The organism is Halolamina salina, from assembly GCF_054653455.1.
In genome coordinates this window covers 73,797-89,883 of sequence record NZ_BAAIGE010000002.1, presented here as the reverse complement: position 1 = coordinate 89,883, position 16,087 = coordinate 73,797, and the positions used below count along the sequence as shown (strand labels likewise).

Sequence of the window (16,087 nt, the reverse complement as noted above, 5' to 3'; positions counted from 1 at the left end):
ACGTCTCACGCGGGAGTACGGAAGAAACGCCAGGACTGGGATTTGAACCGGAATCAGACGGTCGACCTCGCGCTGCTCGGTCGCTGCGACTGATAGGGGTTCAAATCCAGTCAGATGTTGTTTTCCGCAGTCGGTTCGCTCGTCGCTCCGCTCCTCGCTCACGTGGACTGCGGAAAAACGCCAGGACTGGGATTTGAACCCAGAATCCCGGAAGGGAACACGCTTTCCAGGCGTGCGCCTTACCGTTCGGCCATCCTGGCTCGGACGAATCTACCGCCCTGTGTGGGTTAAGTCCTTCCTTTCGTCCGCAGTCGGTGCTCCGTCGCGTACGCGACGCCGGCGGTCAGCAGTCCGACGCCGACCGCGACGGCGCCCACGGCCGGAATCGACACCGGCACCGGAGCGACGAGCAGTTGATACCCCTGCACCGCCGCGAGGAAGGCCAGCAGGCCCACCGCGCCCCACAGCAGCGCCGACTTCGTTCGCGGGGTCACCTCACTCGACGCTGACGACGGCCTCGATCTCGACGCCGACGCCCTTGGGGAGCGCGCCGGCCTGCACGGCGCTGCGGGCCGGCGGCTCGTCGCCGAAGAAGCTCGCGTACGTGTCGTTCATCTCCTCGAAGTCGTCGATGTCGGCCAGGAACACCGTCGTCTTGAGCACGTCGTCCATCGACGCGCCGGCCTCCTCGACGATCGCCTTGAGGTTCGAGAGCGACTGCTCGGCCTGCGTCGCGATGTCCTCGTCGTCCAGCAGTTCGCCGTCGGGGGTCATCGGGATCTGCCCCGCGGTGAACAGGATCTCGCCGTTCGTCGTCGCCTGACTGTACGCGCCCACCGCCTCGGGGGCGTCGTCGGTGTGGACCGTCTCCTTCATGGCCGGAACTGGCGCCGGACTCCCCTTAAGTCCAACTGACCGCGCCGGTAGTGTCAGATAAGCTGATTCCATGCGAAGGCGAACACTTGAAGCCAATTTTCGACGGTGTTTGCTTCGGTATGGCTGAAACAGTTTGAGAACTGGTTGGTTCGGCGTTTTAGTTCTCGGAAGACACGTTCGACGCTGTTTCGATTACCGTATTTCTCGTATCTGTAATCGAGGTCATGGCGGTGGAGAGTTGCTTGCAGCCACGGTGCAGAATCGACGAGAAAGACTCCGTCATTAATCAGCGCGGTGAGATTGATAGGTTAATTTCCTGATATAACCACCCTTCTGAACGTCGGTTCAAAAGGATAGAATCTATTCAGCTAGTTCTGCAATTCGTTCTTCTAGGTTTGAGACATCCTCTTCGTTTGTCTCGTAGTGGTGAGAGTAGAAGCCGATCCCAAATATCAGTAGAAACACACCACCTAGTAAAAATATAACCCTAGCAAGACTATGTGGGCGCGTTTCGTTAAGCATGAGATTAGTAAGGGTGATAATTGAAATGTTAAATAATATAGTAAAAGTGACTAAAATTACTCCGCAAATCCCTGCGAATACGGATATTGATTTAATTGGGTCTTCTATTCCGTCTGAAATCACATCTCTTAACATATCTGTTATCAATTGTCGAATTTCTCCAGGAATAAGCCAGATGACTCCAATATAGATAATAGCGGATAGAACTACAGCGCCAATCCGAACATGACTAGACATTATTTTGTCGTGTTTTATAAATGCCTGAGAATCCTGCGATCACAAACCCAATACCAATCACCGCAAGTAGACCTACTGAGGTGTATCCAACAACACCCGACAAGACGCTAGTAACTCTATCTGAGATATAGAATGTGAAGAATAATACGGCAAATCCGACTGCAGAGATAGATACGGACTCGACAAGACGCCTTTGCCAACGAATTTCTGTATTTTCTTTGTGAAATTCTATAGTTCTATCTTTGAATTTATTCAGTGCTGGAATCGTATCTTTTTCAATGTCATACTCATTACTGAGATCTTCCTGTAACCTATCCGAGATAATGTGTGGTATTTCAGTTTGCTCTTCTAATATTTCTCCATCACTCAAGATATCCTTAGTCTCTTCTCTAGCAACATGCTGTAGGTAGGCATCCCACGAAATAATCGGTTGTGTGTCTTCGCTATCTTCTTCTATAGAATGATATATCTCATCGTTCGTCGTACCCTTCTCGTTCAGCGTGGGTTCTGTGTCTAGAGTATCTTTATTTGGTGATAATGGACTAACCTCAGTCTCAATTCCTACCTCATCTGCACCTTTTGGCCCATGACCTCCTGAGGTATCGATAATCGCTTTATTATCGGACATCATCGATCACCTAAATACCTAACTTCCCCGTCCCATTTGCCTAGCAATATATCTACTTCTGCTAGCACATTTGTCCAGTTTTCTGTTTCACTCCGACTTTTGTCCCACTCCTGTAATGCTAAATCCATCAACTCACCAACTCTCTCACCCACCCACGCATCAATTTCGGGGATCAAGTCTTCAGCTATCAGCGTATAAACTTCTAATGTAACAACTGCTATATTGGACTGGCGCTCCTCAACAAATGAAGAAAGTCCTGCAGAAACAGCCTCAGAAAACCCGTTTGGGTCAGGTGATGCGGAATTATCTATTATACATTCACTAAATTGGAGGTTATCAATACCCTTTAGCAGTATTGATTCCAATAGATTCTCCGGCAATTTTGAATATATCTTTTGAGTAGTTTCCCCTAATTGCCCGGATTCGTCATTTTGTATAAATTCGCTAATTCGTCTCCGGAACTGGGTCTGAAACCTATCTGTCGCCCAAGTATTTAACAATTCGAGGAGTAGTTTAACATGTTGCATCCACGAGCGGGTGAGAGTATCATCGTTTACTACAGCGGTGGAGCCAACCCTCTGTAATGTCTCTCTACATTTATGATAACGCGAAAAATCCTCTTCTTCAGCCTGTCTCAAAGTTTGGCGGAAGGCTGTGATCTCTGACGGTGGCATTTATTCACGGGGTATGAGGTGGGACGGATAATATTTTTGGGTTGCCACTTTCCGATTGTTTCCAGAAAACATCCTATTGACCAAAATTTCATGATTGTTTCTTAATCAACCTTTGGGTTCTATTAGTCATAAAAGTCATATTTATGGAAAAATCTACACACTCGGCGCGACCCGCGGCCGACGCTTCAAGTACGATGGCGCGCCAACGACGATCGTGCACCGAACCGTCCACCGCGCCCTCCGAGCAGTCGCCGTCGCCGCGGTTGCCCTCCTCGCGCTCGCGCTCCGGCGCGCCCGGAAGCGCGCTCGCGAGGTCCCGCTCTCGCCGATCACCGCCGGCTGGTACGTCGGCCCGGGGTTCGTCGAACGCGAGGGGTTGACGACGGGCGAGGAGCCTGCGGGCGAGGTCGCCGACGTGGCCCACTTCGCGGGCGAGACGTTCGATCCCGAACGGCTCCACCCCGAAGTACGGCGCTTCTACGAACGCACCGCGGAGTACGAGATGCGCTACCGGGCACAGTGGCACCGACCGTTCCGGACCGGCGCCGCCGTCGCGAGCCGGCTCACGAGCCGGATCGAACAGCTCAATCTGCCGGGGCCGGGCGACGAGTCGTGGCACCGGCTGGAGAGTCAGTTCCTCGACGTCGAGGAACCCGGCTCGGTCGCGATCGACGACGCCCCCGCCGAGCCGGCCCGCGAGGACGTGCGGGCGTGGGTCCGGACCGACCCCGAGAGCGGCGACGCGGTGTTCGTCGCCCTCTACGCGACCCACCACCGCGACGGCAACGGCTTCGCGAACATCTCCGTCCCGGTGCCCGGCGGCGGCGTCGACACCGTGTTGCGCCCGGAGCACCTCGGCGAGGGAGTCGACGGCGGCACCGGCATCCGCCTCACGACCGAGGGATCAGGCGATCCGGGGCTGTTCCTCCGGACGCCCGTCGGCCCGTTCGCAGTGCCGGGGGGCCAACGGTTCGAGGTGTGGCCCGCGGAGGACGGGGACGAGCCACGGCTCCGCGCGACCCACGAGATGTGGCTGCTCGGGCGGCCGTTCCTCACCGTCGAGTACGAGATCGAGCGCGCTTAGACCAGCGTCTCGGTCTCGTAGCCGCGGGCTTCGAGCGCGGCGAGCAGTTCGTCGACGTGGTCGTGGCCGTGGGTCTCCAGATCCAGCACCACCTCCGCGGCGTTCATCGCCACGTCGCGGGAGGTGCGGTCGTGCTGGATGCCGTAGATGTTGGCGTTGTGCTCGGCGATGATCTCCACCAGGCGTTCCAGCGAGCCGGGGTTGTCCTTGAGTTCGGTCCGGATCTTGACGTACCGACCCATCTGGACCAGCCCCCGGACGACGACGGTCGTGAGGTCGTTGAGGTCGATGTTGCCGCCACAGAGCGCCGGGACAATCGTCTCGTCCTCCTCGTACGCGAACGCCTCGCTCAACACCGCCGCCAGCGCCACCGCGCCGGCGCCCTCGACCAGCGTCTTCGAGCGTTCGAGCAGGTACGTCAGCGCCAGCGCGATCTCGTTGTCCGAGACGGTCACCACCTCGTCGACGCGCTCCCGGATGATCTCCCACGGCCGCTCGCCGACCGAGCGGGTGGCGATCCCGTCGGCGATCGTGTCGACGGCGTCGAGTTCGTGGCGCTCGCCTTTCTCCAGCGATCGGGCGACGCTGGAGGCGCCCTCCGCCTGCACGCCGATCACGCGCACGTCGTCGAGCGTGGCCTTCAGCGCCGTCACGACCCCGGAGATGAGTCCGCCGCCGCCGATCGGGACGACCACGGTGTCGGCGTCGGGACACTGCTCGGCGATCTCGAGACCGAGCGTCCCCTGGCCGGCCATCACGTACTCGTCGTCGAACGCGTGGACGTACGTCCGGTCCTCGAGTTCCTCGATCTCGTGGGCGCGGGCCTGTGCGTCGTTGTAGTCGGCGCCGAAGAGGATCACCTCGCCGCCGTAGCTCTCGGTGGCGTCGACTTTCGCGATCGGCGCGTGCTCGGGCATCACGATCTTGGCGTCGACGCCCGCCCGGGTCGCCGCGAGCGCGACGCCCTGTGCGTGGTTGCCGGCGCTGGCGGTGATCACCCCGGCCGCCTTCTCCGCCTCCGAGAGGGTCGCGATCCGGTTGGCCGCGCCGCGGATCTTGAACGAGCCGGTGCGCTGGAAGTTCTCGAGTTTCAGCCGCACGTCCGCGCCGGTCATCCGGGAGAAGCTGTGGGAGTACTCCAACGGCGTCGTCCGTGCGACCTCGTCGACGCGGTCGCGTGCCGCCTCGATATCGGCGAGCGAGAGCATACCCTCGACGGTCCCACGGCTGGCGCTAAGGCGTTTCGATGCGAAGGGGAAAGGGGGAAACGCACGCGTCACCTGCGTGCACTCACTCCTTGGGTAGCCCCCGGCATAAGGCTACCCCGACCGCGGTGAAAGTGAAAACGCCCGTCGTACGTCGGCCAGCCGACGGCTGCCGTCACTGGGGGCGGACGCGAACGTCGTGTCGGCGGACGTACTCGCGGACGCGGTCGGCGAACGCGTCGCGGTCGTCGCCGTCGGGCCACGTCACCTCGTCGCCGACGCCGAGTCGCTCGGGGTGGCCGACGTACACCGCCGCCGTGTCGTCCAGCCCCGACGAGTCGGCGCGCTCGACCGGCACGGATACCCGGACGTAGAGCCCGTCGTCGACGCCCTCGTAGGCGTCGAGAGCGTCGATATCGTCGGTCCGGAGCAGCCGCCCGCCCGTCTCGCCGCCGGGGGCGAGCGTGGGGTACTCGCCCTGCACGGGGTGAAGCCCCGACAGCACCGCCGAGCCGAGGAAGGCGTAGGCGTCGACGACCGACGCGACCCGCTCGGGCTCGGTCAGGGTGCCGTAGACGAACACGTCCATACCGACCGTTCGGCGCGCTCGCTTAAGAAGGAGGGGCCGAAACGAAGCGATAGAGCCGGAATCGGCGCGAAGCGCGAGCGCCTCCGTGCGCGAGCGAGCGCGAGGGACGACCGACTGAACGTAGTGAAGGAGGGAGTCGGTTGGGGAGGTTCGTGGGCTGTACGGGTGGGACTGGAAGGGGCTGTCGTCTGGACGAACCCCGACGAAGCAAGGACCGCAACGTAGTGAGGACCGCAGCGAGTCGCGGGAGTCCAGACGACAGGGGCTTTCACAGTGTTGCTGATGCGGTTCTTGACCAGATCCCCGACGGAATAGCCGACGAAGCCGAGTCCCGAACACAATCGCTTTCCCCACACCACGACCACCAACGACCATGCGCGTCAGCGAGGGCGACGTCGACGTCGAGGCGCCCGACCCGCGGGACGGCAGCAGCGAGGGCGCCGGCGAGGACGTGTTCTTCAACCCCGAGATGGAGCTGAACCGCGACCTCACCGTCGCGGTCCTGCGAGCCTACGCCGAGCGAACAGAGGCCGGCGCAGCGAACGTCGAGCAGTCCGAGAGCGAAGACGACGAACGCACGCTCTCCTACCTCGACGCGATGACCGCCACCGGCGTCCGCGCCGCCCGCGCGGCCGAAGCCGGCTACGACGTGACCGCCGCCGACGTGGACCCCGACGCCGTCGAACTGGCCCGCGAGAACCTCGCGCTGAACGACCTCCCCGGCGAGGCGGTTCAGTCCGACGCTAACGTGCTCATGCACTCCGAGCGGTTCGACGTGGTGGACCTCGACCCCTTCGGGACGCCGATGCCGTTCGCCGACGCAGCCGTCGCCGGCACGCGGAAGCTGCTCTGCGTGACCGCGACCGACACCGCGCCGCTGTGTGGCGCCCACTTCGACTCCGGGGTGCGGAAGTACGACACCGTCCCGCGGAACACCGACTTCCACCGCGAGATGGGGCTGCGCGTGCTGATCGGCGCGCTGGCCCGCGTCGCTGCCCGCCGGGACGTCGCGGTCGAGCCGATCGTCTCCCACGCGACCCGCCACTACGCCCGGACGTACCTCGATCTCACCCACAAGGCCACTGCTGCCGACAAGGCCCTCCAGTGGCTCGGCTTCGTCTACCACTGCGAGGACTGTCTCTACCGCGAACACGAGTTCGGCCGGATCGCCCACCCGCCCGAGGACTGCCCGAACTGCGGCTCCGCGCGCTGCTCGGCCGCCGGGCCGATCTGGCTTGGCCCCATCGCCGACAGCGAGTTCGTCGACTCGGTCGCCGAGGAGGTGACGCCGAACATGGGCGAGTGGAAGCGCGTGAGCCGGCTGCTCGATACGCTCGGCGAAGAACTCGACACGCCGACCCACTACGACCAGCACCGCCTCTGCAAGCAGTGGGGCGCGCCGGCGAACAAGCTGGAGACGTTCCTCGACGACCTCCGCGACGCCGGCTACGAGGCCAGTCCGGCCCACTACGGCGGGACCTGCTTCAAGACCGACGCCGACGTCGAACAGATTCGCGAGGCCGCGAAGCCAGCCCCGGCGAGCGACCGGGAGTGAGGACGGTCACGACCACGGAGCCCATGCCGGGGCTGTGGGAACCCTCGGTCGACGACTGAGAATCAGGGGTTCCGTGGGTTCGCCGTCTCGTGGATGCCCAGCACCACCGCCGGCACCACGACCATGAACACGTGCTCCTCCAGCGGGATGCCCAGCAGTTCGATCCCGGTCCGCATCGGGATCGCGAACACGCCGACCTCCAGCGTGTACCAGTCCCAGACGTAGGCGATCGGGTACAGCGCCGGAATCGTCCGGGCGGCGCGGCGGAGCGCACCCTCGCCGGCGTGGACCAGCAACGCCAACGCGAGCGCGCCGAAGACGACCTCCGTCGCGAGGTACGTGTACGGCCCCATCGCGGTGATGTCCGGCAATGGGACCCCCGCCAGCGGCTCGAAGAACACCGCGACCAGCAGCGCCGCGAGAAAGAGGTACGCGCCGCGGACCAGCAGCATCGTCGCAGTTTCGGGATCGCGGCGGACCGCCACGGCGGCGACGGCGCCGAAAAGTACGCTCGCCGCGGGCGCGCTCGGCGGAAGGACGCCGGTGATCGAGAGGGGGACGACCGCGAACAACCCCGCGGCGAGCAGCGCGACCGCCAGCGAGCGCGAGCGGGCGGGACCGAGCGCGACCGCGACCGTCCGCTTCTCGATCGAGCGGTCGTACTCGTAGTCCTGCGCGTCGTCGATGATCTTCACGCCCGCGAGTACGATCACGAGCACCGCCGCCAGCGCGAGGGGCCGGGACGCGAGCGCGCCCGTCTGGGCCGCGTAGCCCGTGAGCAGACAGAGGCCGATGCCGACTGGGTAGCCCAGCGTCGTCGTCACGGGGTTGGTGTCGAACTGCGGCGCGTGGAGGTAGCCGATCGCCCACATCGGCGCCGCGAACGCGACGGCGACGGGGCGGGCGAGCAGCGCCAGCCCGCCGAGACAGCCGAGGAAGCCGACCGTCGCGCCGACGAGTCCGAGCCGACAGCCCGCCACGGTCAGCGGGTGGTCGTCGTCCTCGCCGCGGCGGTGGAAGTCGACGTAACCGTCCTTCACGTGGGCGGTGTAGACGGCGAAGAACGCGGCGCCGGCGGCGACCAGCGCGACCGCGGGGTCGAACGCGCCCGAAAGCGCCGCGCCGAACAGCGCCGTCGCCACCGGCGGGAGCATGAACACCGGGTGGACCTGCGAGGCGTACGCGCCGAGGAGGGCGGCGGGACCGCTCCCGTGCCGAGCAATGCCCATGTGGTGTGTTGGGTTGGACCACGCATAAGTGAAACGACGGGTCGGGCGTCGAAGGTGGCGCTCCCCCGGGGTTCTTGTAGCGCGCTCCTGTACGACGGAGTAGTGCAATCTCGCCTCCGTAGCGCGTACGAGACGGCCAAACGCGTCGGCGTGGTCGCCAAGGAACAGGAGCTCACGTTCCTGGCGGCGGCAGTGGCGTACTACGCGTTCGTCTCGCTGATCCCCGCGGCGGTGCTGGTGCTGATCGTCGCCAGCACGTTCGGCGGCGAGCAGTTCGCCACGGTGCTGTTGGAGTCGACCAGCCAGTTCCTCACCGAAAGCGGGCAGGACGTGCTCACCACCGCGCTCACCGCCGGCGACGGCCGGGGGAGCGCGACCGTGCTGGGGCTGGCGTTCCTCCTCTGGGGGACGCTGAAGGTGTTCCGCGCGCTCGACACCGCCTTCGCCAACGTGTACGGCACCGAGCAGCAGGACACGCTGCTCGATCAGGTGATCGACTCGTTCGTGGTGGTGCTCGGCATCGGGCTCTCGATGGCGCTGATGTTCGCGCTGGCCGGCGCGTTCGCGGCGTTCAACCTCGGCGTCGTCGTCGAAGCGCTGGGGGTGCTCACGCTGCCGATCCTGCTGACGGCGGTGTTCCTCCCGATCTACTACCGGTTCCCGGACACGTCGGTCACGGTCCGGGAGGTGCTGCCCGGCGCGGTCGTCGCCGCCGTGGCGTGGACCGCGATGCAGGCGGGGTTCCAACTGTACGCCAGCGTCGCCAGCACCTCCGCCTACGGCATCGTCGGCGGGGTGATCCTGCTCGTGACGTGGCTCTACATGGCCGGCGCGGTCGTGATCCTCGGCGCCGTGATCAACGTCGTGCTCGCCGAGGACCGCGAGGTGGGACCGGAGACCGGCGCTGGTACGCCGACGGCGGCCGACCGGCAGTTCCAAGGGCAACCGGAGCCAGCGTCGGGGTACATGGCAGAGCGCGAACCCCGCGGCGCGCCCGACGTCGCCGAACTCGCGGAGGAGGTCGACGAGCTCCGGTCCGAGCTCGACGGCTTCGAGGACGACGTCCAGCGGCGGACCGTCGACAAGCCCCAACTGGAGGAGGACCTCAAGGCGTACGTCCGAGCCCGGATGCGACAGGGGAAAGCGACGGGCTGGGGGCCGTACCTGATCCTGCTGTACGGCGTCGCACTGAGCCTCGGCGCGTTCTACTGGCTCTCGGACTGGGCCGCCGTCGCGGCGATGCTCGTCGCGTTCACCTCCACGCTCGGCCTCTACGTGCTCTTCGTCCTGTTCGGCGGCGTCATCGGCGCCGCGAGAACCGCCGGCGGGATCGCGGAACGCCTGCGATAGATGCACGGCTGGGGCGTCACGGAGGCGCTGGCCGGCCTCCCCGACTGGGTCGCGCTGCTGTTCGCGCTGCTGACCCAACTCGCCGACGCGTGGTTCGTCTTCGGCGGGCTCGCCCTCCTCTATCTGCTCGCCGACGAGCGCCTCGCGAGCGAGCCGCGACGGGCGGGCGCGACGCTGATCGCGCTCGCGATCTGTGCGCTGGCCGCCACGGTCGCGTTCAAAACCACCTTCGGCGTCCATCGGCCGGCAGGTGCGGGGACGGCGACACCGCCGGCGTGGCTGCCCGCGCTCTTCGACCCCGTATACGCGAACATCTCGACCGGCGACGGCTTCGGCTTCCCCAGCGGGCACGCCACCTCGAGCAGCGTCGTCTACGGCGGCCTCGCGCTCGCGCTGGACCGGCTCTGGACCCGCCGGAAGCGGCTCCTCGCCGCCGGCGGGATCGTCGCCGTCGTCGCGCTCTCCCGGCTCGTCATCGGCGTCCACCACCTCCCCGACGTGCTGGCGGGGATCGTCGGCGGCACCGCGGTGCTGCTCGCCGTGTGGTGGGCCGCCGACGGCCGGGCTGACCGGGCGTTCCTCGCTGCGGCGGCGATCGGCGTCGTCGCGCTCGTCGCCGCGACGGTGTTCGCGCCGGACCACCCCGACGAGGCGCTGAAAGCCGGCATCGCCGTCGGCGGGGGGATCGGCGCGGCCGTGGCGTGGCGCCGGATCGGCGGCGAGCACCCGCCGCTCCCGGGTCGGATCGCGCTTCCGGCCACGCTCGTGCTCGGTGCCGCGTGGGGCGGGATTTACGCCGGGGGGTTCCCGCTGCCGGCGGCGGTCGTCGGCTCGGCGGTGGCCGTCGGCGCCGTCGTCGCGCTGCCGTGGGCGGTCGATGGGCGTTAGTCGAGCGATTTCTCCATCACGACCTCGTCGTAGTCGCGGAAGTCGAGCGGGTAGTCGTCGACGATCTCGTAGCCGTGGGCGTAGTAGAACTCGGGGAGGAACGGGTGCTCGCCGGGCGTCGTGAGCCGCATCGTCCCCGCGCCGGCATTGCGGGCCGCCCGCTCGGCGCGTTCGAGGAGCCGACTCCCGATCCCCTCGCCTTTCCAGCGCTCGCGGACGCCGAGGCGGCTGAGCTTCCGCGTACCGGCGTCGGCTCGTTCGAGTCGGACGCCGCCGACCACCTCACCCTCGGTCTCGGCGACGAACACGCGGTGCTCGCGGAGCCACTCGATGACCTGCTCGGGCGTGGCGGAGCCGGCCTTTGCGGGGAAGCCGAGTTCGCGGTTCGCCGCGTAGGCGTCGCGGTAGGCGTCCGCCAGCGCGGCGGCGTCGACGTCGTCGACCCCCGCCTCCCGGATCGTTACGTCGGCCATACTTCGGGGGTTAGCGGAGCAGCACCCTGAATCCAGCGGCGTACGCTGGAAGGAAAGTCTCGTGCGTAGAGAGTCCGCGAGCGACCTCTGGGAGCGAGCGGTTCACCGGACCCGACCGGAGGGAGGGTCCGGCATTTTGTCATCATCAGGATCGCGGAGCGATCCTGATTAGCAGCCAGAATCTTCGATTCTGGCGGCATCAACGGGTTTTGCCGGGGGTTGAGGCGAGCGCCTGCGGCGCTCGCCGATGCCCCCGGGAAAAGCGGTTGAGGGTTAGAACTTCTCGAGGTAGCGGTCCAGCTCCCAGTCGGAGACGTCGACGAGGTACTCCGCGAACTCCGTGCTCTTCGCCTCGACGAACTTCGGCCCGACGTGGGGACCGAGCGCCTCGTAGATGGTGTCGTCGTCTTCGAGCGCGTCGACGGCCTCGCCGAGGTTGGTCGGGAGCGTCTCGATGCCGTACTCCTCGCGTTTCTGCTCGTCGAACTCGTAGATGTTCTCGCGGATCGGGTCCGGGCAGTCGAGGCCCTTCTCGACGCCGTCCAGCCCCGCGTGGATCAGCACCGCGAACGCGAGGTAGGGGTTACACGAGGGGTCCGGGAAGCGCGCCTCGATGCGGGAGGAGGCGGGCACGCGCGCGGCCGGCTTGCGGATCAGCGCCGAGCGGTTGCGGTCGGACCACGCGACGTAGACGGGCGCCTCGTAGCCCGGGACGAGGCGCTTGTAGCTGTTCACGGTGGGGTTGGTGACCGCGGCGAGGGCGGGCGCGTGTTCGAGGATCCCGGCGGTGAACTGCTTGGCCGTCTCGCTCAGGTCGAACTCGTCGTCCTCGTCGTGGAACGCGTTCTCGCCGTCCTGGAACAGCGAGATGTGGGTGTGCATCCCCGAGCCGTTGATCTTCGGGATCGGCTTGGGCATGAACGTCGCGTGGAGGTCGTGCTGGGCGGCGATCGCCCGGACGACCGTGCGGAACGTCGCGACGTTGTCCGCCGTCGAGAGCGCGTCGTCGTACTCGAAGTTGATCTCGTGCTGGCCCTCGGCGACCTCGTGGTGGGACGCCTCGATGTCGAACCCCATGTCCTCGAGGCCGTAGATGATGTCCCGGCGCACGTCGCTGGCGAGGTCCTTGGGCGCCACGTCGAAGTAGCCGCCGGCGTCGTTGGTCTTCGTGGTCGCGCGGCCCTCCTCATCCTCCTCGAACAGGAAGAACTCCGGTTCGGGCGCGGCGTTGACCTCGTACCCCATCTCCTCGGCGCGCTCGAGCGCGTTCTTCAGCACCGCACGCGGATCGCCCTCGAACGGCTCGCCCGTCGACGTGTCGATCACGTCACAGATGAGCCGCGCGGAGGTGTCGCGCCACGGCAGCACCGCGAACGTACTCGCGTCGGGCTTGAGGCGCATGTCCGACTCCTGGATGCGGACGAACCCCTCGATCGAGGAGCCGTCGAAGTAGATACCCTCGGTGAACGCCTTCTCCGCCTGATCCGCGGGAACGGAGACGTTCTTCACCGTCCCGAGGATGTCCGTGAACTGGAGCCGCAGGAAGTCGATCCCTTCGCGGTCGATACGTTCGAGAACGTCGCGTTCCTCCTCGGTGAGTCCGCCGTCAGGAGCCGGGTTGTCCGTCATGCTCTACCGGCTACTACGCCCCATACTACAAGAATATTCCCTTCCCACCAGAATACTGCCGAGGTCCGAGTCTGATAATTGGATGTTCGTAAAGTTCTTCCCCGGCGCGAGCGGAGTGGAGTACCATGACGTACGAAAACCTCGATGCGCGCCTGATCAACTCCCTGCTGGGCAACGGTCGTGCGAGCCTCCGCAGCCTGGGCGAGGAGCTTGACGTGTCGGTCACGACGGTGTCGAACCACCTGCAGGATCTGGAGGACGAGGGCGTGATCGAGGGGTACAGCCCCGACGTGAACTACCAGAAGCTGGGGTACGACGTGACGGCGATCCTCCAACTCAAAGTCGAGGGGACGGCGCTGCCGGAGATCACCGACCGGCTCGCGGATCTCCGCGGGATGGTGTCGGTGTACGAGGTGACGGGCGACCACGACGTCGTCGCCGTCGGGAAGTTCGAGGACACCGACGAGATGAACGACCGGATCAAGCGCGTCCTGACCGACGACGACGTGCGGGAGTCGAACACGTCGGTCGTACTGAACGCGGTCGTCGAGGATCAGCAGTTCGAGTTGGACGTCGACGAGGAGTAGGGCGAACGCTGCGTATTGATCGTCAGCGACGCCGATTCTTTGGTTTGTGTCGAAAATATCGACGCGAACACGACCGCGGAGTTAGCTAGACCACTTGCGGCCGCACCGCCCCGCACAGCCCTCAGGCCTCCCCAGCCGACTCCCTCCTTCGCTCCGCTCAGTCGGTCGTCCCTCGCGCGCTCGTTCGCGCCGTCGCGCTCAGGTCGCGCGCCGACCGCGGTGCAGTAGCGGGACGGTGGACGCCTCGCGGCGGCCAACGGTCGGCCGCCGCGGGGGGAGGGGTGGGGACTCCATGCTGCGCCGGGATTCATGCCCGGCGCACTGCGGTCGCAAGTGGTCTACGAACGAGGTGCTGTCGCGGTTGCTGTTCCAGAAGTGTACGAACGAGGTGCTGTCGCGGCACTCGACGGAACCGAAAACAACGCGTCCAACGAGCGACTTCGCTACTCGAAGATGAACTTCCCGTCCTCCTGCACCACTTCGCCGTCGACCTCGATCACCGAGTCCTCGCTCATGTCGAGGATCATGTCGACGTGCTCGGCGCTGTCGTTGACCTCGTTGCCCTCGCCGACACACTGCGGGTAGGCGCTCCCGACGGCCATGTGAACCGTCTCGCCCATCTTCTCGTCGAACAGCATGTTGTAGGTGAACTGGTCGATGGCGTCGTTCATCCCGATACCCAGTTCGCCGAGGTAGCGCGCTTCCTCGTCGGTGTCGAAGACGCCCTGCAGCACGTCCTCGTTACGCTCCGCGGAGAACTCGGTGACCTTGCCGTCTTCGAAGGTGAGCCGGACGCCCTCGACCTCCCGTCCCTGTCGGTAGAGGGGCATGTCGAAGTACACCTCGCCCTCGACGCTGTGTTTGACGGGCGCGGTGAACACCTCGCCGCCGGGGAGGTTCGCCTCGCCGTAGTCGTTCGCGGCGGTGTTGCCCTCGATGGACATGGTGATGTCCGTCTCCTCGCCCGCACGGATGCGGACCTCGCTGGCGTCGTCGAGGATCTCGACGAGGTTCTCCTGGAACTCCCGCTGGGCCTCCCAGTCGAGCGTGACGGCGTCGTAGACGAACTCCTCGTAGGCTTCGGTGCTCATCCCCGCCAGTTGGGCGTAGCCGGGGCTTGGGTACTGCGTGAGACACCACGTCGTGTCGAGGCGGGCCTTCTTGATCGGGTCGTGGGCGCGGTTGTACGCGGCCGTGGTCTCGGGGTCCACGTCGGCCTTCTCGCTGGGGTTCGGGCCGCTGCGGGCGATGATCGTCGCGTCGGCGTTCTCGTACATCGCGAGTTCGTGGTCGGGCGTGTCGAACTCGTCGCTGCTGCGGAGGAACGCGCGGTCGGCGCGCTCGGAGTAGGTGAGCAGCAGGGGGTTGGCGCCCTTCTCGCCGAGCAGTTCGTGGAGCGCGACGGCGAGGTCCTCGGCGTCGCCGGGGACGTAGACGATCACGTCGTCGCCGGCCTCGATACCGGTGGAGTGCTCGACGATGGTCTCGGCGTGTTCACGGACTCGTGGATCCATACGTGAGCGGTCGGGGAGAGCGAGCCATACCCCTTGCGGAGTCGAACGGGCGGGGTCGATCCGCGCGCTCGGGGGGCCAAGAATCGGGAGGCTTTTTGAGTGTCGGGCGGAACGAACGACCATGTTCAAGGCCATCGTGAGCGCGTCGACGCTCCGGGACTCCCTCGACGCCGTGAGCGTGCTGGTCGACGAGTGCAAGATTCGGCTGAACGAGGAGGAGCTGTCGATCCGCGCGGTCGACCCGGCCAACGTGGGCATGGTCGATCTGACGCTCGAGGCGGCGGCGTTCGAGTCCTACGAGGCCGACGGCGGCGTCATCGGCGTCAACCTCACGCGACTGGAGGAGGTCGCCGGGATGGCCAACGCCGACGACCTGATCCACCTCGAACTCGACGAGGAGACCCGGAAGCTCCACATCGAGTGCGAGGGTCTCTCCTACACGCTGGCGCTGATCGACCCCGACTCGATCCGCAAGGAGCCGGACATCCCGGATCTGGACCTGCCGGCGGAGATCACGCTGGAGGGCGCCCAGCTCGACCGCGGGATCACCGCCGCCGACATGGTGAGCGACCACATCCGCCTGCGCGTCGACGAGACCGACGAGACGTTCCACATCGAGGCCGAGGGCGACACCGACGACGTGGACCTCCAACTGGAGTCCGAGGACCTGATCGCGCTGACCGCGGGACCCGCGGACTCGCTGTTCAGCCTCGACTACCTGAAGGACATGAACAAGGCGATCGCCTCCGACGCCGAGGTTCGGGTGGAGCTGGGTGAGGAGTTCCCGGTGAAGCTCCACTACGAGTTCGCTGAAGGGCTGGGCAACGTGACGTTCATGCTCGCGCCGCGTATCCAGAGCGACTGATCGGTCTTTCTGCGGGTCGGTTTTCTTGGTACGGTCGAGGGGGTAGGCTCCACGTGCGAGGTGTGCTCTCCGTACGCACTGCTTCGACGTTGACGACGGCAACAGCAACTCGATCGTTGGCACCTTGCGACCGAACCGCGTCGCACAGCCCTCGATCCTCCCCAGCCGACTCGCTCCCGTTG

Annotated in this window: 17 protein-coding genes, 1 tRNA gene and 1 pseudogene; 6 read left to right on the top strand and 13 right to left on the bottom strand. The window is 65.2% G+C overall.

Annotated elements, in window-relative coordinates; genetic code table 11:
- Nucleotides 1-178 precede the first annotated feature (178 nt).
- The 7 genes and pseudogenes from ACYQZ5_RS00815 to ACYQZ5_RS00785 all read right to left on the bottom strand — a co-directional run bounded on the left by ACYQZ5_RS00815 (nucleotide 179) and on the right by ACYQZ5_RS00785 (nucleotide 2,937).
- Nucleotides 179-260: transfer RNA gene (locus ACYQZ5_RS00815), tRNA-Ser, on the bottom strand.
- A 27-nt stretch (nucleotides 261-287) separates the two neighbouring features.
- The gene (locus ACYQZ5_RS00810) at nucleotides 288-494 is read right to left on the bottom strand and encodes a DUF7981 family protein (protein ID WP_379731854.1); all 207 of its coding nucleotides are present in this window, start codon (nucleotides 492-494) and stop codon (nucleotides 288-290) included.
- A gap of 1 nt (nucleotide 495) precedes the next feature.
- On the bottom strand, nucleotides 496-876 hold the full coding sequence (locus ACYQZ5_RS00805; RefSeq protein WP_379731855.1) for a Rid family detoxifying hydrolase: 381 nt from the start codon (nucleotides 874-876) through the stop codon (nucleotides 496-498).
- A 53-nt stretch (nucleotides 877-929) separates the two neighbouring features.
- Nucleotides 930-1,163: pseudogene (locus tag ACYQZ5_RS00800) on the bottom strand (IS6 family transposase); the annotation flags it as partial.
- 73 nt (nucleotides 1,164-1,236) lie between these two features.
- Nucleotides 1,237-1,635 carry a hypothetical protein gene (locus ACYQZ5_RS00795; protein WP_379731857.1) on the bottom strand — a complete coding sequence of 133 codons (399 nt, stop codon included), beginning with the start codon at nucleotides 1,633-1,635 and terminating at the stop codon, nucleotides 1,237-1,239.
- The gene (locus ACYQZ5_RS00790; protein WP_379731859.1) at nucleotides 1,628-2,263 is read right to left on the bottom strand and encodes a hypothetical protein; all 636 of its coding nucleotides are present in this window, start codon (nucleotides 2,261-2,263) and stop codon (nucleotides 1,628-1,630) included. The genes ACYQZ5_RS00795 and ACYQZ5_RS00790 overlap by 8 nt, the downstream gene beginning before the upstream one ends.
- Nucleotides 2,263-2,937: a hypothetical protein gene (locus ACYQZ5_RS00785; RefSeq protein WP_379731860.1), complete on the bottom strand. Its 675-nt coding sequence runs from the start codon at nucleotides 2,935-2,937 to the stop codon at nucleotides 2,263-2,265. Before ACYQZ5_RS00785 ends, ACYQZ5_RS00790 begins: the two co-directional genes overlap by 1 nt.
- 214 nt (nucleotides 2,938-3,151) lie before the next feature.
- On the opposite strand from ACYQZ5_RS00785, the gene ACYQZ5_RS00780 reads away from it, so the two are divergent.
- A complete protein-coding gene (locus ACYQZ5_RS00780; protein ID WP_459844797.1) occupies nucleotides 3,152-4,021 on the top strand; it encodes a hypothetical protein in 870 nt (289 codons plus the stop codon).
- On the opposite strand, the gene ilvA is transcribed toward ACYQZ5_RS00780, so the two are convergent.
- Both ilvA and ACYQZ5_RS00770 read right to left on the bottom strand, forming a co-directional pair.
- On the bottom strand, nucleotides 4,018-5,229 hold the full coding sequence (gene ilvA, locus ACYQZ5_RS00775; protein WP_379732648.1) for a threonine ammonia-lyase: 1,212 nt from the start codon (nucleotides 5,227-5,229) through the stop codon (nucleotides 4,018-4,020). The two genes, ACYQZ5_RS00780 and ilvA, sit on opposite strands and share 4 nt — an antisense overlap.
- 172 nt (nucleotides 5,230-5,401) lie before the next feature.
- Nucleotides 5,402-5,815: a gamma-glutamylcyclotransferase family protein gene (locus ACYQZ5_RS00770; protein ID WP_459844795.1), complete on the bottom strand. Its 414-nt coding sequence runs from the start codon at nucleotides 5,813-5,815 to the stop codon at nucleotides 5,402-5,404.
- A gap of 373 nt (nucleotides 5,816-6,188) precedes the next feature.
- On the opposite strand from ACYQZ5_RS00770, the gene ACYQZ5_RS00765 reads away from it, so the two are divergent.
- On the top strand, nucleotides 6,189-7,370 hold the full coding sequence (locus ACYQZ5_RS00765; RefSeq protein WP_379732452.1) for a tRNA (guanine(26)-N(2))-dimethyltransferase: 1,182 nt from the start codon (nucleotides 6,189-6,191) through the stop codon (nucleotides 7,368-7,370).
- Between the two features lie 62 nt (nucleotides 7,371-7,432).
- Here ACYQZ5_RS00765 and ACYQZ5_RS00760 read toward each other — a convergent pair whose 3' ends face one another.
- The gene (locus ACYQZ5_RS00760) at nucleotides 7,433-8,599 is read right to left on the bottom strand and encodes a lycopene cyclase domain-containing protein (RefSeq protein WP_459844793.1); all 1,167 of its coding nucleotides are present in this window, start codon (nucleotides 8,597-8,599) and stop codon (nucleotides 7,433-7,435) included.
- A gap of 102 nt (nucleotides 8,600-8,701) precedes the next feature.
- On the opposite strand from ACYQZ5_RS00760, the gene ACYQZ5_RS00755 reads away from it, so the two are divergent.
- Together ACYQZ5_RS00755 and ACYQZ5_RS00750 are read left to right on the top strand one after the other, a co-directional pair.
- Complete coding sequence (locus ACYQZ5_RS00755; protein WP_379732697.1) at nucleotides 8,702-9,949, top strand: YihY/virulence factor BrkB family protein; 1,248 nt, start codon at nucleotides 8,702-8,704, stop codon at nucleotides 9,947-9,949.
- A complete protein-coding gene (locus ACYQZ5_RS00750) occupies nucleotides 9,950-10,837 on the top strand; it encodes a phosphatase PAP2 family protein (RefSeq protein ID WP_459844791.1) in 888 nt (295 codons plus the stop codon).
- On the opposite strand, the gene ACYQZ5_RS00745 is transcribed toward ACYQZ5_RS00750, so the two are convergent.
- Nucleotides 10,834-11,310, bottom strand: coding sequence for a GNAT family N-acetyltransferase (locus ACYQZ5_RS00745; protein WP_459844789.1), 477 nt, complete (start codon nucleotides 11,308-11,310; stop codon nucleotides 10,834-10,836). The genes ACYQZ5_RS00750 and ACYQZ5_RS00745 overlap by 4 nt on opposite strands.
- Nucleotides 11,311-11,583: 273 nt before the next feature.
- On the bottom strand, nucleotides 11,584-12,939 hold the full coding sequence (gene glnA / locus ACYQZ5_RS00740) for a type I glutamate--ammonia ligase (protein WP_379732246.1): 1,356 nt from the start codon (nucleotides 12,937-12,939) through the stop codon (nucleotides 11,584-11,586).
- A gap of 125 nt (nucleotides 12,940-13,064) precedes the next feature.
- Here glnA and lrp point away from each other — a divergent pair, with 125 nt between their 5' ends.
- Nucleotides 13,065-13,526, top strand: a complete 462-nt coding sequence (gene lrp / locus ACYQZ5_RS00735) for an HTH-type transcriptional regulator Lrp (protein WP_379732247.1) — start codon at nucleotides 13,065-13,067, stop codon at nucleotides 13,524-13,526.
- A gap of 443 nt (nucleotides 13,527-13,969) precedes the next feature.
- On the opposite strand, the gene ACYQZ5_RS00730 is transcribed toward lrp, so the two are convergent.
- Nucleotides 13,970-15,040, bottom strand: coding sequence for an aminopeptidase (locus ACYQZ5_RS00730; protein WP_379731391.1), 1,071 nt, complete (start codon nucleotides 15,038-15,040; stop codon nucleotides 13,970-13,972).
- Between the two features lie 121 nt (nucleotides 15,041-15,161).
- Between ACYQZ5_RS00730 and ACYQZ5_RS00725 the strand changes: the two genes are divergently transcribed.
- Nucleotides 15,162-15,905: a DNA polymerase sliding clamp gene (locus ACYQZ5_RS00725; RefSeq protein WP_379731392.1), complete on the top strand. Its 744-nt coding sequence runs from the start codon at nucleotides 15,162-15,164 to the stop codon at nucleotides 15,903-15,905.
- Nucleotides 15,906-16,087: the final 182 nt, after the last annotated feature.